Genomic DNA, 18,737 nt, shown 5'->3' on the forward strand with positions numbered 1-18,737 from the left:
GAGTCGCGGCCGGTCCCGGGGCGGTCGACCCGTTTCCGCCCGTGCCGATCCGACCCCGGTGTCCGGCCGGGTCGGTGTCGGCCGGCTCTGCCATGCTGGGCCGGTGACGGTGACCTGGCGACACCTGCCCGCCCCGGCCCGCGAGATCGCGGTGGCCGCCACCGCGGCGGTCGAGGCCGCCCAGGCGCGCGACAGCGCCGCGTACGACGGCGCGGTGCCCCGGCTCGCCGGTGCCGACCGCGCCGGGCTGGTCCTCGGCGGGGTGGTCCGGCTCCTGCTGGAGCAGGCGCACCCCGACGGGCTCGACAGCGACGACGTGCGGCAGGTGCTGGAACGCTGCGTCCGCGCCGCCGCCACCTGGCGACCCGACGTCGACCCGCACGTGGTGCTGGTGCTGCTGGCCGGGGCGCTCGGCGTCTACGATCCGGGCGACGACGACACCCCGCCCGCCCCGGCCGCCGTCGCCGCCCACGTGCCGCTGCTGGTGGTCGACCTGCTCGCGGTGACCGGCGTCCCGTTCGCCGGGTGCCTGGAGGCGGCGTTCGCCGAGGTCGCCCGCACCGAACGCCACGACGACTGACGACGCCCCGCCGGCGCGGCGGGTCAGGGGCTGGCGGCGAGGAAGACGAACGCGGCGAGCAGCACCAGGTGCACCCCGCCCTGCAGGACGGTGGCCCGGCCCGGCACCACGGTCAGCACCCCGGTGACGACGGTCAACGCCAGCAGGGTCAACTGGGTGCCGGCGAGGCCGAGCAGCAGCGGCCCGTCCAGCCAGATCGAGGCGAGGGCGATCGCCGGGATGGTCAGGCCGATGCTCGCCATCGCCGAGCCGAGCGCCAGGTTGAGGCTGATCTGCACCCGGTCCCGGCGGGCCGCGCGGGCGGCGGCCAGGGTCTCCGGCAGCAGCACGAGCAGCGCGATGACCACCCCGACGAAGGACTGCGGCAGGTTCGCCGCCGCGACCCCGGCCTCGATGGTCGGTGAGACGGTCTTCGCGTCACCGACCACGGCGACCAGGGCGACGAGGAGCAGCACCACACTCGTCACCGCGGTACGCGTCGACGGCGGGTCGGCGTGCCCGTCGCCGTCGGCGTCGGGCACGCTGCCGTCGCTGGTCACCGGCAGGAAGTAGTCCCGGTGCCGGCCGGTCTGCACCATCACGAACAGCCCGTACAGGGCCAGCGACGCCACGGCCGCGAAGGCGAGCTGGGCGGGGGAGAACTCGGGGCCGGTCTTGCTGGTGGTGAACGTCGGCACCACCAGGCTCAGGGTGGCGAGGGTCGCCACGGTGGCCAGCGCCCCACCGGTGCCCTCCGGGTTGAACACCGCTACCCGCCGCCGGAGCGCGCCGAGCAGCAGTGAGAGCCCCAGGATGCCGTTACAGGTGATCATCACGGCGGCGAAGACGGTGTCCCGGGCCAACGCCTGGGTCTTGTCCCCACCACTGATCATCAGGGTGACGATCAGGGCGACCTCGATGACGGTGACCGCCACCGCGAGCACCAGCGAACCGTACGGCTCACCGACCTTGTGGGCGACCACCTCGGCGTGGTGCACGGCCGCCAGCACCGCGCCGGCCAGCAGGAGGGCCACCACCGCCACCAGCAGACCCGGCAGTTCGCGGTTCCAGGTGACGAGCAGCAGCAGCACCGCGAGGACGGGTACCACGATCGTCCAGTCGGACATCCGGGGGCGGAGCAGCGCGGGCATGCCGTACACCCTGCCAGGAAAACCGGGTCGTCGCGCCGCGCCGGGCGGCGGACGCCACCACGCCCGGGGTGGTCACCGCGCCGGCTCGACCACCACCGCCTCGCCCGGGACGCCCCGGTCGACCTCGACCGGCGGGTCACCCGGCCGCCGCCACGACCGGTAGTGCCGGAAGGCCATCGGCAAACCTCGGGCGGCGTACGGGTCGGCGGCGTCCATCACCTGTAGGTGCAGGTGCGGCTGGGTGGAGTTCCCCGAGCTGCCGCAGTCGGCCAGTTCCTGCCCGACGTCGACCTCGTCGCCCACCGCCACCCGGAGTGACCCGGCGCGCAGGTGGGCGAGCAGGACGTACCCCCGACGCCCGGCCAGCTCGACGATCACGTGGTTGCCGGCGACGGCGCCCGCGCCCCGGCGGACCCGGGCCGCCTGGGTCAGGGCGTAGGCCAGCAGTGTCGTCGGCGACCGGCGGGCCTCGTGGTCGGCCTCCCCGTCGTGCACCGCCACCACCCGGCCGGCGGCGGGGGCCAGGATCGGCAGCCCGAAGGCGACGAAACGCTGCGGCGGTTCGGTCGCCAGCAGCGTCCGCCAGTCCCGGACGGTCGCCGTCCGTCGCCCCCGCACCGCCACGAAATCCATCGCGTACGTGGTGGCGAAGAGGTCGGTGCCGTGGCTGGGCACCCGCCGGGCGGGGCTGTTGCGGACCAGCCAGGTGCCCCGGAACGGCAGGGCGAGCACGACCGGATCGGGGATCGACATCGGGCTCCTTCCCGGTCTCCCGGCCACCGACTCTAGGACCGCTGCGCTCGCCCCTACTCCTCGCCCCACGCTGGCGCGTCGTGGTCGACCCGGACGGACGGTCTTCGGGTGAGGCCGCTATTCCCCTCAGGCATATTCATGCCTGACAGTCATACTGGTTCGTGGGTGATCGGCGCCCCGCCCCGGCTGAGCCGTCTCACCACGGCACCTTCCCGTCGTCGTCGAAGAACCCGCCGCTGGGGCACTCCCGCCCCAACGTGGCCAGCCGCACCACCACCGCCGCGCCCTCGGCCGGCGTCCGGGACAGCTGAAAGGGCAGCCCCTTGGCGAAATCCGTGTCACACGCGCCCGGTGCGATCGCGTTCACCAGGATCCCGTCCCCGGCCAGCGCCTTCGCATACTGCACGGTCAGCATGTTCAACGCCGCCTTGGACACCGGATAACCCAGCGACGCCGGCATCCGGCTCAGATAGTGGGTCGCGTCGGTCGTCCACGCCATCGACGACGTGCCACTGGACACGTTCACGATCCGTGCCCCGGCCGAGCGGCGCAGCAGCGGCAGCATCGCCTCGGTCACCGTCACCACCCCGAACAGGTTCGTCTCGAACACCTCCCGGATGCCGTCCAGCCGGGCCGCCCCCGGCGCCTGCGCCGTCAGGCCACCGCCGACCCCCGCGTTGTTGACCAGGATGTCCAGCCGGCCGAACCGGGCCCCGATCTCCTCGGCGGCAGCGGCGACCCCGGCCGGATCGGTCACGTCCAGCCGGACCGCCGACGCGCCCCCGATCTTCGCCGCCGCCTCCGCTCCCCGCTCCGGGTCCCGGGCACCGACCAGCACCGTGATCCCCAACGCGGCGAGACCTTCCGCGACGGCCCGCCCGATCCCCTTGTTCGCCCCGGTCACCAGCGCGATGCGTGCTCCGCTCATGCCCCGAGCCCAGCACGGGCAGCGCCTGCGGACCAGGACCGAAGCGGTCCGTGGCGATACCTTGGCGGTATGGATGACGTCGAGACGCGCGAACTGCGTTACTTCGTCGCGGTCGCCGAGGAACTGCACTTCGGTCGCGCCGCACGGCGCCTCGGCATCGCCCAGCCACCCCTGTCCCGAGCGATCCGCCTGCTCGAACGCCGGATGGGTGTCACGCTGCTGGAACGCACCAGCCGCGCGGTCCACCTCACTCCGCCCGGCGAGGTGCTGCTCGCCGAGGCCCGCCGCGCGCTCGACGCGGTCGAGGCGGCGATCCGGCGTACCCGAAAAGCCGCCGAGACCACCCCGCGCCTGACCCTGGCTCTCAAACCCGGCGGCGACGCCGGACTGCTGCGCACCATCCTCGACCGCTACGCGGCATCTCCCGGCGCCGTCCCGGTCGACCTCGCCTTCCGGGTCGGCGAACGCGCCGCCATGGTCCGCGACGGCCGCGCCGACCTCGCCCTGCTGCACCGGCCGCAGAACGACCTGACCGGCCTGGACAGCGACGACCTGCACACGGAGGACCAGGTCGTGCTGCTGCCCGAGGGCCACCGGCTCGCCGGACGCGCCACCGTGTCGATGGCCGACCTGCACGGCGAGCCGATGCCCCGCTGGCCCGAAGCCCGCCCCGGCGTCACCGGCCACCCGGTCGCCGACAGCAACCAGCTGCTGCACCTGATCCAGCTCGGCCGCCTGATCGCGGTCGTCCCGGAATCGGTAGGCGGGTACCTGCCCCCGGGCCTGATCAGCCGCCCCGTCCTGGACGCCGACCCGGCCACCCTGGTCCTCGCCTGGTCGCAGACCAGCACATCGCGCGAGGTCGCCGCCTTCGTCCGCGCGGCGGTTGCCGGCTGACACCGGCCCACCGCCGCAGCGACACACGCGCAGCAACTGCCCGCCGACCGCGTCCAGCACCTGGTCGACCCCGCCCGGCGCAGCCGCACGGGCCCGCTTATACGTCACTGCTGTACAGAAGCACCAGAGGACTCATGTGCCCTCTTGCCTCTGTCGGGGTGGCCGGATTCGAACCGGCGACCTCTTCGTCCCGAGCTGGCGGCACGCCGGTCGGGTCGGGTGTGGTCGCTCGGTTGCTGTGCTCCGCTGCTGTACTTGTTCCGCTGAGCGCAGGACGTTGTGGGCGGCGGTCGCCACCGGGCAGCCTGCGGTCCGGCAGATTGGGCAGCGGCCGTCGGGCCCGGGCTGGTGATCGCGGAGGACGGCACGGGCGGTGAGGATCAGCCGGTTGCGGATCTGCGCCAGGGACAGGTGAGGACCGGTCACCGTTCAACCCGTTCCGAGCATGTCGGCGAGTTGGGTGATCGTTGCCGGGGCGTCGGGGTCGCGGGCGACCTGGGCGAGGATGTCCCGGCCGGCTGGTCGATGGTGGATCTCGGCCGGTGTGGTCCGGTGGGCCTCCATCAGGACCCGGCCGGCATTGACCGGGTCGTCGGCCTGGAGGTGGGCGCGGGGAACGTCGATCAGGTACGCGGCGCGGTGTTCGGCGGGCAGCCACCGCCAGCCATCCCGCATGGTCACCTTCTCGTGCCAGGCCACGGCCGCCTCCGCGTCGCCCAACTTCACCGCCACCTGGCGACCCGACGTCGACCCGCACGTGGTGCTGGTGCTGCTGGCCGGTGCGCTCGGCGTCTACGACCCGGGTGACGACGACACCCCGCCCGACCCCGCCGCCGTCGCCGCCCACGTGCCGCTGCTGGTGGTCGACCTGCTCGCGGTGACCGGGGTCCCGTTCGCCGGGTGCCTGGAGGCGGCGTTCGCCGAGGTCGCCCGCACCGAACGCTACGACGACTGACGACCCTCGGGCCCGCGATCCGGCCGGCGAACTCCGCCTCGTCGGGTCGGTGGCCGGAGGCTACGGATCCCTGCTCCCCCCGACGAGGACCTCCGGCGCGGGAGCCTCGCCTTCACCATCGGCCTTCAAATAGGATGATTTACCCCAACCTGCCAGTGGCGATCATCGAGGATTCAGGGTGCTGACGAAGAGCCAAATCGAGGACGCGGCGAACCGTATCGCCGGCCATGTCCGGACGACGCCGACGGTGGAACTCCCCAGTGGCACCTTCGGGTTGCCCTACCCGGTCGCGGCGAAGCTGGAACTGCTTCAGGTCACCGGCTCGTTCAAGCCGCGCGGCGCCTTCTACCGAATGATCAGCTCGGCGCCACGGTCGGTCATCGCTGCCTCCGGCGGCAACCACGGGCTCGCCGTGGCCTACGCCGCGCGGGAGTTGGGCATCGATGCCGAGGTGTTCCTGCCGGTAACCTCCTCGCCGATCAAAGTCGCCCGGCTCAACGAGTACGGCGCCCGGGTGACCCTCGTCGGCGAGCGGTACGACGACGCCCTGACGGCGTGCCGGCGACGCGCCGCAGAGACCGGCGCCACCGAGATCCACGCCTATGACCAAGCCGAGGTGGTGGCCGGTCAGGGCACCGTCGGGAGGGAGCTCGATCAGCAGCTCGCCGGGGTCGATACGGTGCTGGTGGCGGTCGGCGGCGGCGGCCTGGTCGGCGGGATCGCGGCATGGTTCGACGGCAGCATCCGAGTGGTGGCGGTCGAACCGGGCAACGCCCCCAGCCTGCACGACGCGCTGAGGGCCGGGCATCCGGTCGATGTCGGGGTGAGCGGGGTCGCCGCCGACTCGCTCGGTGCCCGGCGGATCGGCGATATCGGCTTCGACGTCTGCGTACGTACCGCAGTGCAGTCCGTGCTGGTCGAGGACGACGACATCGCAGCGGCGCGGCGGGCTTTCTGGGACGAGATGCGGTTGGCCGTGGAGTACGGCGGATCTACCGCCCTCGCCGCACTGCGCACAGGTGCCTACCGGCCAGAACCGGGCGAGCGCGTGGCCGTGGTGGTGTGCGGTGCCAACACCGATCCCGGTGACCTGGTGGCGCGGCCGTGACAACCGGCATGCAGTGGGATCGGCCGGGGCGGCGTGGTCGACGCCGCCCCGCTGCGGCACCTGACCGGCCTATGACCAGACCCGCAGCTGCCCGCTGCCGGTGACGCCGACGAAGAACGCCACCGCCAGGCGTCGACTGCCCTTCCCCGGCTGCACCGCGTGGAAGTTACGTGGGTCGAACAGCACGGCGTCGCCCGGCTCGGCCCGCACCTCCGTCCGCTGGCAGCCGTCCAGCCCCATGGCGGCGGCGTCGTAGCCGAAACCCACCCGGTGGGCCTCGTCGCGGGGATCCCACCGATGCCGCCAGATCGCCGTCCGACCGCCCTCGTCCGGCATGGACAGGAACAGGTTGAACGCCAGCTGGGCGATAGGTGGGTCGTCAAGCAGGTCGGAGCCGAACTCGCGGACCAGCTCGTCCCAGTGCACCAGAGTACCCGCGCTGGTCTCCCGCACGATGCCGTAGAAGAGTGGGCGGCCGTGCACCGAGGCGGCCCGGACGCTGCCCTGCCAGGCGGCACCCAGCTGAGCGAGACAATGCGCGCGTAACCCGCCGGACTCGCCGTCCCAGAACTTCTCCGCCTGGGCGGCGGCCGACCAGTACCGGGCGTCGAGCCGCCGACAGTCGTTGAACTCGTTGATCACCGGGCCGAGTCGCGCGGCGGGCAGGTGATAGCGGGCTGTGTCATAGGTGACCAGGGCCTCGGCGCTGAGTCGGGCGACCGTCGCCGCGCAGGTCTGCGGATCGACGAAGCGCCGGACCCGGACGGCCGCGGTGAGACCGCAGGCCAGGCCGAGGAGATGGTCGCGGGTGAGTGTGTCGGTCACTTGCACCACGAACGAGGCGTCTTCCACCGAACGCGTCCTAGTCACCATCGCCGGCCCTCCGGTCATCGACACATCGGACCTTCCACGATTACTGGTAGGAGATGACCGAGGCAACAAAATCGACACATGGTCGCGCCTCGCAGACATTCCCGGCACGTCGGGACGGCCGGACTCGAACCGACGACCTCTTCGTCCCGAACTGGCGGCAGGCCGGTCGGATCGGGTGTCAGCCGAGGTCATCCGGCCTGCTGGGGTCGCGCTGGGTCGGGTGTGGTCGGCTCGGTTGCTGTACTTCGTTGCTGTACTGCTCGTCGACGAGGAACTGCCGGAAGTGGGTGCGCATCTCCAGCCAGTGGCGGTGTTCGTCGCAGGGGTGGAGTCGGCCGCAGCGGCACAGACTGAGGGTCGCCTCGGCGTGTTTAGTGAGCAGGATGTCCGCGTAGGCCACCTGGGCTCTGGCGTACTCCTGGAAGGCTGCCGAGGTGTAGAGGGCTCCCACCGGTCACCGCCCCGCCCTGGGGGTGTGGCGGCGGTGCCAGAGGGCTTCGGCGACGGCGTCCATGGGGTCGATCTCGCCGGTGGTCAGGCGCTCGCGGGTGACGGCGATCCAGGGCGGCGAGGCGCTGACGGCTTCTCCGCATGCCGTGCGCATCCCCTCCTGTGCGAGGCGGGCCAGCCGGCAGGGGTCACGTTGGTTCGTGTGCCAGCAGCCGGTGGCCACGCAGAAGCCGGTGCTGTCGGGTCGGTGGGCTTCCCAGAGGGCGCGGGCCAGTCGCCACAACAGGCGGTGCTGGCAGTCGGCGGGTGGCTCTTCGGGCGGGTTGTCGACATCGAAGGACATGCGCCGACCGTCGCGTCCGGCGGTGGGCCGTTCCATGGCCAGCGGTCATGTCACGGTGACATGGGACGGCTCGACCAGCGTGAATGGTCGCCCTAGGCTGGCGACCTGAACACCTTGAGTAGTCGGAACGCGACGCTGGGAGCTGCCGTGCTGCTCGATCCGCTGCGAATACCGGAGGATGCGTGGTCGCACGGCGAGGTGCTGGCGGTCCTGGCCGTCCGCGATATCGGCGGGCTGTTCCGCTGGATCAGCCAGCTCACCGGGGCGAGCCAGAGCCAGATCGGGGCCGCCGTCGGGCTGGCACAGGGCTACGTCAGCCGGATTATGGCCGGACGCAAGGTCACCTCGATCGACGTCCTAGAGCGGATCGCCGACGGCTGCCGGATGCCCGACCAGGCGCGCACCACGATGGGCCTGGCACCCCGACAGTCCGCGCCACCGGCTCCTCCCGACCGGCGCACCCACGAGCCGTTCCACCGGACCTGGCAGGAGGACGTAAGAAGTGCCGCAGAGCTTTGGCGAGGTGACGTGAACCGTCGAGACGTACTCCGGCAGGTGGCTTTCAGCTCGGCCGGCTACACCCTGCCGGCGCTGCGTTGGTTCACCGCCCCCGACCCGGCCCCGGTCACCCAACCCGCGCAGCGCGGTCGGCCAACCCGAGATTGACACCATCCGGGCGATGACGGCGACCTACCGCCAGTTGGACAACCACTACGGCGGCGGGCACGCCCGCGACACCGTCGCCCGCTACCTCCACCAGGAGGTGACCCCGCTGCTCACCGCCGGCCGGTACGACCACGGCACCGGTCAACGGCTGCTCAGCGCCGCCGCCGAACTGGCCCAACTCGCCGGCTGGCAGGCGTACGACACGGCGGAGCACGGCATCGCCCAGCGGTACCTGACTCTTGCCCTGGACTTCGCCCACGCCGCCGGAGACGACGGCCTCGGCGCGGAGATCCTCGCCGCGATGAGCCACCAGGCCACCTACCTCGGCCACACCGCCACCGGCCTCGACCTCGCCCGCGCCGCCGGTCAGACCGCTCGCCGCGCCGGGGTTCCCGTACTGACCGCCGAAGCCCACGTCATGGAAGCCCACGCCCTGGCCAAGGCCAACGACGAACGGGCCTGCGCCGCCGCCCTGCATCAGGCGGAACAGGCCCTCGACCGGGCCGACCGCAGCGCCGACCCGCAATGGCTCAGCTACTTCGACGAGGCGTACCTGTCGGCCAAGTTCGGCCACTGCTTTCACGCTCTCGGACGCAACACCCACGCCGAACGCTTCGCCGCCCGATCCCTGCGCATGGACAACCGATACGTACGCGGCCGAGCCTTCAACCTCGCCTTGCTCGCCAGCGTCCACGCCCAGCAGGGCGAACCCGACCGGGCATGTGCCGTCGGCGCGGAAGCCCTGACCCTGACCGCCCAGCTCCGCTCGGCCAGGGCCGTTCGCTATCTCCGTGACCTGCAAGCGCAGCTTGCCCCACACCGGCGGCTACCCGCCGTCCGGCACTTCACCGGCCGCGTTGACGCCACCCTCGACCGGCGGCGCTGAACGTCACAGCTCTCCCCGGGCCTTGCGCGCGACCAGCTCCAGCACCGCGATCACCGTGCCGGCACCGACGATCTCACCCCGGGAAACCATCTCGTACGCCTCGTCGAGCGGGATCCAGGTGACCTGCTCGGCCTCGTTCATGTCCGTGGGGGTGCCGATGTGTTCGGCTTGCCGAGCCAGGAAGAGAAGGTTCTCGGCGTCGGCAGTGCCGACCCAAGGTTGGAAGGACAGCAACGGCTCTACCGCCTGGGGCCGCCAGCCGGTCTCCTCCTCGACCTCCCGTAACGCGCACTGCGCCGGGTGCTCCTCGTCGTCGACGTAGCCACCGGGCAACTCCCATACCCACCGGTCGAACACGAACCGGTGCCGCCGCATCAACAGCAGGCGCTCCCGATCGTCCATCACGGCGACCATGGCCGACAGGGGAGCCCGGATCACGTACTGCTCGAAGCGCACCCCGTCGGGCAACTCCACCTCGGCGATGCTCAGCCGCGCCCGCCGGGTGTCGTCCACGACCCGTTCGCCGTGGAGGGTCCACCGGGTCAACTCTGTCGTCTGCTCCTCCACCCCGCCAGTATCCGCACCGAGCCCCCGCCACGCGTAGTAGGCGGCGTCTACCCGGGAGGCAGCCCCGTGCGCCGCTTAGACGAACCCCAACACTGAACCCCGTCGGGGGTGTCTCTGTGGGTTTAGTCAAGCGGTGATGGGTGTCGCGGAACATGGTTGGTAGGGAATCTTGACGCGGAGGATGGCGTGGAGGACGTCGCAGCGACGGCGTGGGAGACAGATGAGGACGGCGTTATGTCCTCCCACCGTCGAAGCCGGGCCGCGACCTCAAGTGGAGAGCTCCGCCGGTCACCCCGGTCGGCGTCCCTGACGTCGCGGCGCTGGCCGTCATCGCCTCCTGACCAACGAACATGAGGGCAGACTGTCCGATGGGTGAAGTTCATACTCCTGTGCAGTGGTTACAGTGTCGGTTACACTCCTAGTTACAGTATGCGCCTACAACCCCTGCCAGGAGGGATGGGCATGGCATCTGGGGAGAAGTTCCCGAACCACCCTATACGTTTGGTGTCCTTCGAGTTACGCTTCCCGATCCGGCGGAGAGTGGCGACTCGCCGCGTTTGGGACGCCTTTGAGGCTATGTTCGGCTCAGAATTGCCTGTGGTCGAACTACTCGTCCGAGAAGATGACGAGACGCAGCTACCGGCTTCCCCGAATGAGCCAGTGTTGCGGCTGAGCACAGCGGAGCGAGACAGGGTCGTCACACTCCGCTATGGTGCTTTGACGGTGGAGATGACGACGTACATTTCCTACGAAGATCTTAGGTCTTGCATTGGTGCAGCCGTAGATGCATTGGAATCGATACCCGCGACTTTGGGAATTGTGCGCCTGGGTCTTCGCTACATTAATGAACTGCAGGTTCCTTCCATCAGGGGACTGATCGGTGACTGGCGGCCGTACGTCCATCCAAGCTTGCTCGCTGCGCTAGACGATCCGCCGCCGGAATTGCTGCCAAGCTGGGTCCAGGGCGGGCTGGGATTCCATTCACGAGATGGCGGAGAGCACACATATCTAGCACATGGGCCATTACCTAGATCATCAGTCGAACCAGATGGGGTCCTTCAGTTGAAAAATATCGACGGGCCATGCTATCTGCTTGACATAGATAGCTTCTTGAGTGGCCCGGCGAAGGCCCCGATTGCAACCACGCGGAAGGAAGTCCTCGACGTGGTTGATCGTCTACATGATTCAGTTGAGACGGTTTTCGAATGGAGTATCACCGAAAAGCTCCGTGACGAAGTGCTACGTTCTGAAGCGCGCGACATTGGTGACGTGGAGTCAGAAAGTTCGGAGGCTGACAGTGTCTGATCTTGCCCACTTCGAAGAGTCGATGACTCGAACCAGTGTCAGTAATGCTATTCGGACCAGCTCAAACGATCAAACCCTTACCGCAATCAGTCAAGCCACTATGCGAGTGGCGCATTTGCGGGATCAGGTCGGCTTCATCAACAATGATACTGCTCGTCTTCACGAGGACTACCTGAAACTTCTCCTTGACTCGGAGACTGACGAGAAGGTGAAGATTGGGCTTCAGGGCTTGCTTGCAGAGCTGGCCGAGGACTACGGTTTTGGTTGGACGGATATTGCACGCTTGGTCAGAGTGAGCGTGCCTGCGATCCGTAAGTGGCGCAGGGGTGGTGTCATATCGCCAGGCAATCTGCACTCCTTGGCGCAGCTTTGCGCCTTCCTGAAGATCCTCGCCTCACAATTTGTCGCCGATCCTGCGGCCTGGCTTACAACGCCGCTCAGTGCCGAAATCGACCGTTCCCTCACCAAAGCTTCGATATATTCACAAGGAAATGCAGTCGCCCTGCTCGCCTACGTTGATCACCACATAAATCTGGAGCAACTGCTACAGTTGGTGGGCGTTGCGCCGGAAGACCGGAAGCCGACCACGAAACTAATGCCCAATGAGGATGGCTCCCTGTCGATCGTCCCTATCGGGAGCTAGCGTGTCCGACCCATTGGAGACGCCTAGGGCGATCGCCGAACTATACATAGCTCGCGGCGTAGAGGTCTCCTTCTTGCGGCCAGTCATGACAGGAGACGTCTTTGCAGGAATAGGCATCCCGGGGGTAGAGCGAATTGAGGGCGACGACCAACTGTTAGCCATGATCGTGTCGCACCCATGCAGCATGCGGGATGGCCATGAACTTCGGCCTGCACCTCAAGCGTTACGAGTGGTGCGGTCAGCCGCCATAGACCTCACGGCATGGAAGCAGCACTTCGACAGGATGCCCCTGCCGAATCTACAGGGAAGGTCAGGTGATGACGATACTGCGGATTCGGAAGATTTTTACGCAGCCCTTTTTGAGATGAGGGGACGAGTCCCAACAACGGAAATCAACCTTGACAATCGAGTTGCATGCCTTTCTGAGGAAGGCGTGGGTTTTCTGCACCAGCGGATGGGGCACGCTGACACGCGCTTTGCGCCACGGGTTGCCGATCTAGTGGAGTCCTGTGCATCGCCCTTCGCTGAAGCGGAGTTAGCCGAGGAATGGAACACTCAACTACTGACACGCAACGGCGAGTTGGACTCCCTCAATCGGGACGAAGTTCTTCTTCGCGCCGCCAAAGATTTCGATGAGGTGCTGAGCGAGCTTCGGCGGGCACCGTCCCCGAATGGGAAGAAGCAGATGCAATACAGATTGCGCGACGATCTGGGTCTACCAAAAAAGAGGCCAGGGGTGCGACGAGAAATCGCGAAGATCATTAAGCAGCGACAAGCCGAAGATGATCAAGCAACGGTGTAGCGATAGAGCATAACGGTCCTGGGATACTCCGTCCCGTCTGCCGTCGACCCGCCCTCCTGGGGAGCGGGCCACCGCCCGGCCCGCCACGTCAAGACGGCCTTGACGCCCGTACGGACGCTGGCGGGTCGGGCGGTGGCCCGCTCGGCTCACCCGGGTCGACGGTGGGCGGGATGGCTCCCCACCGCCACCACCCACGGACCGCAAGCCGCCGACGGACCCCCGGCATCCCGGAGCCGGAGCGCCCCCGCCGGAGGCGCAGTAACCGCAACCCCGACACCGGCCCGGCAGCCACCGACGGACCCGGCGTGCGCTCCCCTACGCCGCGCGGTACTCGCCGCGCGGCCAGGCCGGTTGCCGGCCCACCACCCCACCGGGAAACGGCCTGTCGTCATGCGGCGGCCCACCGGGCTATCCGCCGTCCGCGCCAGCCGCCGGGCGTGTTGCGTGGCCGGAGTCGGAGCACCAGCGGAGCGACGGACGCGCGCCCAGGCGGCGGCGCGTGCGGCCCGTTCAGGGCCGCCTTGATAGACGTACAGAAAGTCCTCCCACACCGGCCGGCAGCCGGCCGCTCCCCGGGGTCACGACGGGTTGACGTGTCGGTACCCGGTGCTACTCTGGCCCTCGTCGAGCACGCCAGTGCGGCCTTCCTGCCGGATCGCTGAACTCGACTTCGGAGTTGCCGAGCGGCCTTCCTGCCGCTGACGCGGGTCACGTCCCGCCGGCTCTCGATCGCACCGGCCACTGCGCCGACCCGGAATCCACTGACCAGCCCAGCACGGCCTTTCCTGCCGTCCACGATGGCCCTCGGATTCGCGCACCTCGACGGGTGGGGATCGCCTGCGGCAACCCACCGGACGCCGACGACCAGGCACCCCACCCGTCCCGGCATCACCCGAGATCCAGAAACCCAGCTCCACGGCGGTCCAAGGCCGATGGCCAACCCCGCCCTCCGGCGTGAGCCGCCCTCTCCGGCGGTGCCAGGAGACACCACGAACACCACCGACGGACACCGTTCCGGCGTCCGGTGGCAGTTCGTCGCCCGTCCCCTGCCACCCCTTGAGGAGAGAACCGTGTCCACCCTCACCGCCGGCCGTGACGCCCAGGCCCTGCGCCGCGCCGCCGCCCCGGACTACTTCGGCTGGCTGGAGCACACCCGCGCCGCCGGAGGCTGCACCCGCCCGATCCGCCTGACCGGCACCCTCACCGCCGTCGAACCCGGCACCGGCCGGGTCCTGGCCGAGCGGCACACCGACGAGCTGCCCGACCGGACGCTGTACAAGGCATGCGGCAACCGTCGTGCCGCCCAGTGCCCCGACTGCGCCTGGGTCTACGCCGGTGACGCCTTCCAGGTCGTCCGCTGCGGCCTGACCGGCGGCAAGACCATCCCCACCACCGTCAGCGCGCATCCGGTCGTCTTCGCCACCTTCACCGCACCATCCTTCGGCCCGGTGCACCACCGGCACATCCCCCGACACACCTGCGCCACCCGGCGGCGTTGCGACTGCCGCCCGGCACCCTGCCGCGCCCGGAGCACCGCCGGCACCTGCCCACACGGGCGGCCCGCGGCCTGCTTCACCCGCCACGACGCCGATGATCCGCAGCTCGGTCGACCGCTCTGCCTGGACTGCTACGACCACGACCACCAGGCCGTCTGGAACTACTTCTCGGGCGAGCTGTGGCGACGCACGAAGCAGGCGATCGAACGGCACCTCGCCGCAGTGTGCCGCCGACGCGGCATCTCCCACGTCCAGGTCGTCACCGACTCCGGCCGGGTTCGGCGGGTGCCTCCGGTGCGGGTGTCCCACGGGAAGGTCGCCGAGATGCAGCGTCGGGGCGCGGTGCACTTCCATGTCCTGCTGCGCCTCGACGGCGTCGACCCCCACGACCGGCATGCCCTGGTGCCGCCGCCGGCCGGGATCACCGTCGACGACCTCGACGCCGCCGTCCACGCCGCCACCCGACAGATCACCGTCACCACCCCGCCGCACCCCGACCGCCCGCAGGGCTGGCCGATCGGCTGGGGTGAGCAGGTCGACGTACGCCGCATCGGCACCAGCGACGGCGACGTGACCGACGCGAAGGTGGCCGCCTACCTCGCCAAGTACGCCACGAAGTCCACCGAGGTCACCGGCCACTGCTCCACCCGACTCACCCCGGACACCGTCGACGCCTACGCCGATCCGGAAGGCGACCACCTCGCCCGGCTCATCGACGCCTGCTGGCGACTCGGCCGCCCCACCCGGCACCACGTCACCCCGACAGCCGGGAAGACTGAAGACCGTCAAGGCGACCTTGACCCCACACCCAACGTTTACGCCGGGCTGCGCCGTTGGGCGCACATGCTCGGCTACGGCGGCCACTTCCTCACCAAGGCCCGCCGCTACTCGGTCACCTTCGGCCTGCTCCGCGACACCCGCGCCGCCTACCGCCGCACCGAGCACACCGACACCGCCGGCAGCGACGACGCCGCCGGCATGGTCACCGTCGGCACGCTGGCCTTCGTCGGTTCCGGCTGGCTGACCGACGGGGACGTCCTGCTCGCCAACACCGCCGCCGCCCAACGCCGGGAACGCCAACGTACCGGCCGGGAAGAACTCGCCCACGAGGCGTGGTCGGGGGTGGCGGCGTGACCCGACCCCTCACCCCACGCTGGTATTCGCCCGCCGAGGTCGCCGTGCTGCTCGGCTTCGGCCTGTCCAAGGTCAAGATGAAGATCGCCACCGGGGAGCTGCGCTCCATCAAGGACGGCAAGTACCGGCGCGTCCTGCCCGAGTGGGTCGACGAGTACGTCCGCGAGCAGGTCCAGCGGCAGGAGGCCGCCTGATGCCCGCCCGCACCCGCGCCAACGGCGAAGGCTCGATCTTCCCGTACCGCAACGGCTTCGCCGCGTACGTCTGGGTCACCAAGCCGGACGGCAAGCGGACCCGCAAGTACGTCTACGGCCAGACCCGGGAGGTCGTCCACGACAAGTGGATCAAGCTGCACCAGCAGGCCAAGGCCGGGCCGGTCGCCACCCGGGTGCCGACCCTCGGTGACTACCTGACCTACTGGCATCGGGAGGTCGTGCGCCCCAACCTCGCGCCGCTGACCTGCGCCACCTACGAGACGATCCTCCGGCTGTACGTGATCCCCGGCCTCGGCGGGAAGCGGCTCGACCGGCTCCAGGTGCGCGACGTGCAGACCTGGATCAACGAGGTGGCCCGCACCTGCCAGTGCTGCGCCCAGGGCAAGGTCGCCCGCCGCCCGGAACTCAGGCGGCGCTGCTGCGCGCTCGGCCTGTGCTGCGGTGACGTGCCGTCCGCCCGCACGGTCAAGGACGTCCGGGGTGTGCTGCGCTCGGCGCTCAACCACGCGGCCACCGAGGAACTGGTCACCCGCAACGCCGCCGCCCTGGTCAAGCTCCCACCGGTCCGTCGCCGCCGGGGCCGGGCGTGGACCAGCGACGAGGCGCGTCGCTTCCTGGAGTCCGCGCGGGCCGACCGCGATCCGTTGTACGCCGCGTACGTGCTGATCCTGGTCCTCGGCCTGCGCAAGGGTGAGGTGCTGGGCCTCACCGGGGACGCCGTGGACCCGGCGGCGGGGGAGTTGTCGATCGGCTGGCAGTTGCAGCGGGTCGGCCGCCAACTGCTGCACCGGGAGACCAAGACGCAGACCTCGGACGCCACCCTCCCGCTGCCGGACATCTGCGCGGCGGCACTCGACCTCCGCCAGCAGGCGAGGAAGGCCGACCGCGACGAGGCGGGCATCGCCTGGCAGGGCTCGCCGCTGTTGTTTACCACCCGCTACGGAACGCCCGTGGAGCCGCGCAACTTCAACCGCTCCTGGGACGCCCGCTGCACCCGTGCCGGAGTTCGGAAGATCACCGTGCACGACGCCCGGCGTACCTGTGCGACCCTGCTCGTCGACCTGGACGTGCACCCGCGCGTCATCATGCAGGTGCTCCGGCACGCCGAGGTGTCGGTGACGATGGAGATCTATTCGCAGGCGTCCTCGGACGCCACCCGCGACGCCCTCAAGCGCCTGGGTGAGAGCCTGCGGTGACCTGCTGCTGTACTTCACTGCTGTACAGAAGCACTAGAGGGCACATCCATGGATCGGATGTGCCCTCTGGCCTCTGTCGGGGTGGCCGGATTCGAACCGACGACCTCTTCGTCCCGAACGAAGCGCGCTACCAAGCTGCGCCACACCCCGAGGCGTGCGGTGAAATAGTAGCCCACCCGCTCCGCCGATCAAACTCGGTACCCCCCCGGCTCCGGCCGCTCGGGGCCGGGGGTGTCTCTGATGGCCCTCCGTCGCCCGGTTCCGCCCTGCTGCCGACCGGGTCACCCCACCGGCTCCATGATCAGATTGCGATTTCGCGCAGTGTTGACGGCGTGTCGTCTGCATTTCGGCAATCTGATCATGGAGTGGGCGAGAGGGCGTAGCAGGGCAGGAGGCGGTGGGGGCAGCAGAGCAGGGGATCAGCGGGGGGTGAGCGTGAGGATGCTGGCCTCGGGTGGGCAGGCGAAGCGGACCGGGGCGGTGGGGTGGGTGCCGAGGCCCGCCGAGACGTGCAGCCAGGAGTCGGAGCCGGGCCAGCGGTGCAGGCCCTTCGCCATCGCCCGGGGCAGCCCGCAGTTGGTCACCAGCGCGCCGTAGCCGGGTACGCAGACCTGACCGCCGTGGGTGTGCCCGGCCAGCAGCAGGCCGAAGCCGTCGGCGGCCATCTGGTCGAGCAGCGCCGGTTCCGGGGCGTGGGCGAGTGCGATGGACAGGTCGGCGGCGGGGGTGACCGGGCCGGCGACGGCCGGGTAGTCGTCCTGCCCGATGTGCGGGTCGTCCACGCCGACCAGCTCGACCAGGCGGCCGCCGGCCTTGATCGAGGTGCGCGCGTTGTTGAGGTCCGCCCAGCCGGCCCCGGTGAGCACGTCCCGCAGTTCCTCGTACGGCAGGGCGGCCCCCTCGGTGTACTCCCGGCCCGGCAGGAAGTAGGTGAACGGGTTCTTCCAGACCGGCCCGGTGTAGTCGTTGGAGCCGAAGACGAACGCGCCGGGATAGTCGAGCAGTGGTTGCAGGGCGCGCAGCACCCCGGGCACCGCGTCGGGGTGGGCCATGTTGTCCCCGGTGACCACCACCAGGTCCGGGTCGAGGGCGGCCAGCGACGCCACCCACTGCTGCTTGCGCCGCTGGTCGGGCATCATGTGCAGGTCCGACAGGTGCAGCACGCGCAGCGGCTCGGCGTCGGCCGGCAGCACCGGCACGTCGTACCGGCGCAGGGTGAACATGTTGCGTTCGACGAGGGACGCGTACGCCAGGGTGGCCGCCCCGGCGGCGACGGTCCCGGCGGCGAGGCCGAATAGTGTGCGCTTTCGCATGCCGACCAGGGTAGTTTGACCGTCCATGAGCACGCTGAAGGACCGCCTGACCGCAGACATGCGCGCCGCACTCAAGGCGCGCGACGAGCTGACCACCTCCACGTTGCGGATGGCGCTGGCCGCCGTCGGCAACGCCGAGGTCGCCGGCAAGGCCAAGCGCGAGCTCTCCGACGACGAGGTGCTCGCGGTGCTGACCAAGGAGGCGAAGAAGCGCCGGGAGGCGGCTGCCGCGTTCGCCGACGCCGGTCGTGCCGAGCAGGCCGACAAGGAGACCGCCGAGGGTGCGGTGCTCGACCGCTACCTGCCGAAGCAGCTCTCGGAGCAGGAGCTGACGGAGCTGGTGTCGGGGGCGCTGGCCGCAGCGGGGTTCACCGAGAAGTCCCAGATGGGCCCGGCGATGAAGGCGGCCCAGGCCGCCGTGGCCGGCCGCGCCGAGGGTGGTCGCGTCGCCGCCGAGGTACGCCGACAGCTCGGCCTCTGACCCACCGTCGCCGGTA

At 70.0% G+C, this 18,737-nt stretch carries 20 protein-coding genes, 1 tRNA gene and 1 pseudogene; 12 read left to right on the plus strand and 10 right to left on the minus strand.

Going from position 1 to position 18,737, the window contains the following annotated elements:
- Positions 1 to 103 precede the first annotated feature (103 nt).
- Positions 104 to 580 (plus strand): hypothetical protein, encoded by a 477-nt coding sequence (locus JQX11_RS22870; protein ID WP_204927024.1) that lies wholly within the window; start codon positions 104 to 106, stop codon positions 578 to 580.
- A 23-nt stretch (positions 581 to 603) separates the two neighbouring features.
- On the opposite strand, the gene JQX11_RS22875 is transcribed toward JQX11_RS22870, so the two are convergent.
- From JQX11_RS22875 to JQX11_RS22885, 3 genes are all read right to left on the minus strand, one after another.
- Positions 604 to 1,710, minus strand: a complete 1,107-nt coding sequence (locus tag JQX11_RS22875) for a calcium:cation antiporter (protein WP_204927025.1) — start codon at positions 1,708 to 1,710, stop codon at positions 604 to 606.
- A gap of 72 nt (positions 1,711 to 1,782) precedes the next feature.
- Positions 1,783 to 2,463 carry a M23 family metallopeptidase gene (locus JQX11_RS22880; RefSeq protein ID WP_204927026.1) on the minus strand — a complete coding sequence of 227 codons (681 nt, stop codon included), beginning with the start codon at positions 2,461 to 2,463 and terminating at the stop codon, positions 1,783 to 1,785.
- A 196-nt stretch (positions 2,464 to 2,659) separates the two neighbouring features.
- Entirely contained in the window at positions 2,660 to 3,391 is a 732-nt protein-coding gene (locus tag JQX11_RS22885; RefSeq protein ID WP_204927027.1) for an SDR family NAD(P)-dependent oxidoreductase, read from the minus strand.
- A 69-nt stretch (positions 3,392 to 3,460) separates the two neighbouring features.
- Between JQX11_RS22885 and JQX11_RS22890 the strand changes: the two genes are divergently transcribed.
- Positions 3,461 to 4,288, plus strand: coding sequence for a LysR family transcriptional regulator (locus JQX11_RS22890; RefSeq protein WP_204927028.1), 828 nt, complete (start codon positions 3,461 to 3,463; stop codon positions 4,286 to 4,288).
- A gap of 429 nt (positions 4,289 to 4,717) precedes the next feature.
- Here the strand turns inward: JQX11_RS22890 and JQX11_RS22895 are convergent, their stop codons facing one another.
- On the minus strand, positions 4,718 to 4,963 hold the full coding sequence (locus JQX11_RS22895) for a hypothetical protein (RefSeq protein WP_204927029.1): 246 nt from the start codon (positions 4,961 to 4,963) through the stop codon (positions 4,718 to 4,720).
- Here JQX11_RS22895 and JQX11_RS22900 point away from each other — a divergent pair.
- Both JQX11_RS22900 and JQX11_RS22905 read left to right on the plus strand, forming a co-directional pair.
- Complete coding sequence (locus tag JQX11_RS22900) at positions 4,962 to 5,243, plus strand: hypothetical protein (RefSeq protein WP_232378405.1); 282 nt, start codon at positions 4,962 to 4,964, stop codon at positions 5,241 to 5,243. The two genes, JQX11_RS22895 and JQX11_RS22900, sit on opposite strands and share 2 nt — an antisense overlap.
- A 178-nt stretch (positions 5,244 to 5,421) precedes the next feature.
- The gene (locus JQX11_RS22905; RefSeq protein ID WP_204927030.1) at positions 5,422 to 6,351 is read left to right on the plus strand and encodes a threonine/serine dehydratase; all 930 of its coding nucleotides are present in this window, start codon (positions 5,422 to 5,424) and stop codon (positions 6,349 to 6,351) included.
- 69 nt (positions 6,352 to 6,420) lie between these two features.
- Here the strand turns inward: JQX11_RS22905 and JQX11_RS22910 are convergent, their stop codons facing one another.
- From JQX11_RS22910 to JQX11_RS22920, 3 genes are all read right to left on the minus strand, one after another.
- Positions 6,421 to 7,176, minus strand: a complete 756-nt coding sequence (locus JQX11_RS22910; protein WP_204927031.1) for a 2OG-Fe(II)-dependent halogenase WelO5 family protein — start codon at positions 7,174 to 7,176, stop codon at positions 6,421 to 6,423.
- Between the two features lie 226 nt (positions 7,177 to 7,402).
- Entirely contained in the window at positions 7,403 to 7,675 is a 273-nt protein-coding gene (locus JQX11_RS22915; RefSeq protein WP_204927032.1) for a hypothetical protein, read from the minus strand.
- 3 nt (positions 7,676 to 7,678) lie between these two features.
- Positions 7,679 to 8,017, minus strand: coding sequence for a hypothetical protein (locus JQX11_RS22920; RefSeq protein WP_232378406.1), 339 nt, complete (start codon positions 8,015 to 8,017; stop codon positions 7,679 to 7,681).
- Between the two features lie 147 nt (positions 8,018 to 8,164).
- Here JQX11_RS22920 and JQX11_RS22925 point away from each other — a divergent pair.
- Positions 8,165 to 9,569 (plus strand): annotated as a pseudogene (locus JQX11_RS22925) (helix-turn-helix domain-containing protein).
- Between the two features lie 3 nt (positions 9,570 to 9,572).
- Here the strand turns inward: JQX11_RS22925 and JQX11_RS22930 are convergent.
- Positions 9,573 to 10,136 (minus strand): NUDIX hydrolase, encoded by a 564-nt coding sequence (locus JQX11_RS22930; protein WP_204927034.1) that lies wholly within the window; start codon positions 10,134 to 10,136, stop codon positions 9,573 to 9,575.
- A gap of 462 nt (positions 10,137 to 10,598) precedes the next feature.
- Between JQX11_RS22930 and JQX11_RS22935 the strand changes: the two genes are divergently transcribed.
- The 6 genes from JQX11_RS22935 (at position 10,599) to JQX11_RS22960 (ending at position 16,927) form a co-directional block, all read left to right on the plus strand.
- Positions 10,599 to 11,441 (plus strand): TIGR04255 family protein, encoded by an 843-nt coding sequence (locus JQX11_RS22935; protein ID WP_204927035.1) that lies wholly within the window; start codon positions 10,599 to 10,601, stop codon positions 11,439 to 11,441.
- Positions 11,434 to 12,084 (plus strand): hypothetical protein, encoded by a 651-nt coding sequence (locus JQX11_RS22940; RefSeq protein ID WP_204927036.1) that lies wholly within the window; start codon positions 11,434 to 11,436, stop codon positions 12,082 to 12,084. The genes JQX11_RS22935 and JQX11_RS22940 overlap by 8 nt, the downstream gene beginning before the upstream one ends.
- An 85-nt stretch (positions 12,085 to 12,169) precedes the next feature.
- Positions 12,170 to 12,886: a hypothetical protein gene (locus JQX11_RS22945; RefSeq protein ID WP_204927037.1), complete on the plus strand. Its 717-nt coding sequence runs from the start codon at positions 12,170 to 12,172 to the stop codon at positions 12,884 to 12,886.
- Between the two features lie 1,070 nt (positions 12,887 to 13,956).
- Entirely contained in the window at positions 13,957 to 15,516 is a 1,560-nt protein-coding gene (locus JQX11_RS22950) for a replication initiator (protein ID WP_204927038.1), read from the plus strand.
- Positions 15,513 to 15,710, plus strand: coding sequence for an excisionase family DNA-binding protein (locus JQX11_RS22955; protein WP_204927039.1), 198 nt, complete (start codon positions 15,513 to 15,515; stop codon positions 15,708 to 15,710). Before JQX11_RS22950 ends, JQX11_RS22955 begins: the two co-directional genes overlap by 4 nt.
- Positions 15,710 to 16,927, plus strand: a complete 1,218-nt coding sequence (locus tag JQX11_RS22960) for a tyrosine-type recombinase/integrase (RefSeq protein ID WP_204927040.1) — start codon at positions 15,710 to 15,712, stop codon at positions 16,925 to 16,927. The genes JQX11_RS22955 and JQX11_RS22960 overlap by 1 nt, the downstream gene beginning before the upstream one ends.
- A 76-nt stretch (positions 16,928 to 17,003) precedes the next feature.
- Here the strand turns inward: JQX11_RS22960 and JQX11_RS22965 are convergent.
- Together JQX11_RS22965 and JQX11_RS22970 are read right to left on the minus strand one after the other, a co-directional pair.
- Positions 17,004 to 17,077 (minus strand) — tRNA-Pro (locus JQX11_RS22965).
- 269 nt (positions 17,078 to 17,346) lie between these two features.
- The gene (locus JQX11_RS22970) at positions 17,347 to 18,240 is read right to left on the minus strand and encodes a metallophosphoesterase (RefSeq protein ID WP_204927041.1); all 894 of its coding nucleotides are present in this window, start codon (positions 18,238 to 18,240) and stop codon (positions 17,347 to 17,349) included.
- A gap of 25 nt (positions 18,241 to 18,265) precedes the next feature.
- On the opposite strand from JQX11_RS22970, the gene JQX11_RS22975 reads away from it, so the two are divergent.
- Positions 18,266 to 18,721: a GatB/YqeY domain-containing protein gene (locus JQX11_RS22975; protein ID WP_204927042.1), complete on the plus strand. Its 456-nt coding sequence runs from the start codon at positions 18,266 to 18,268 to the stop codon at positions 18,719 to 18,721.
- The last annotated feature ends 16 nt before the right edge of the window (positions 18,722 to 18,737 follow it).

This window comes from Micromonospora humida, assembly GCF_016901255.1.
GTDB lineage: Bacteria > Actinomycetota > Actinomycetes > Mycobacteriales > Micromonosporaceae > Micromonospora > Micromonospora wenchangensis.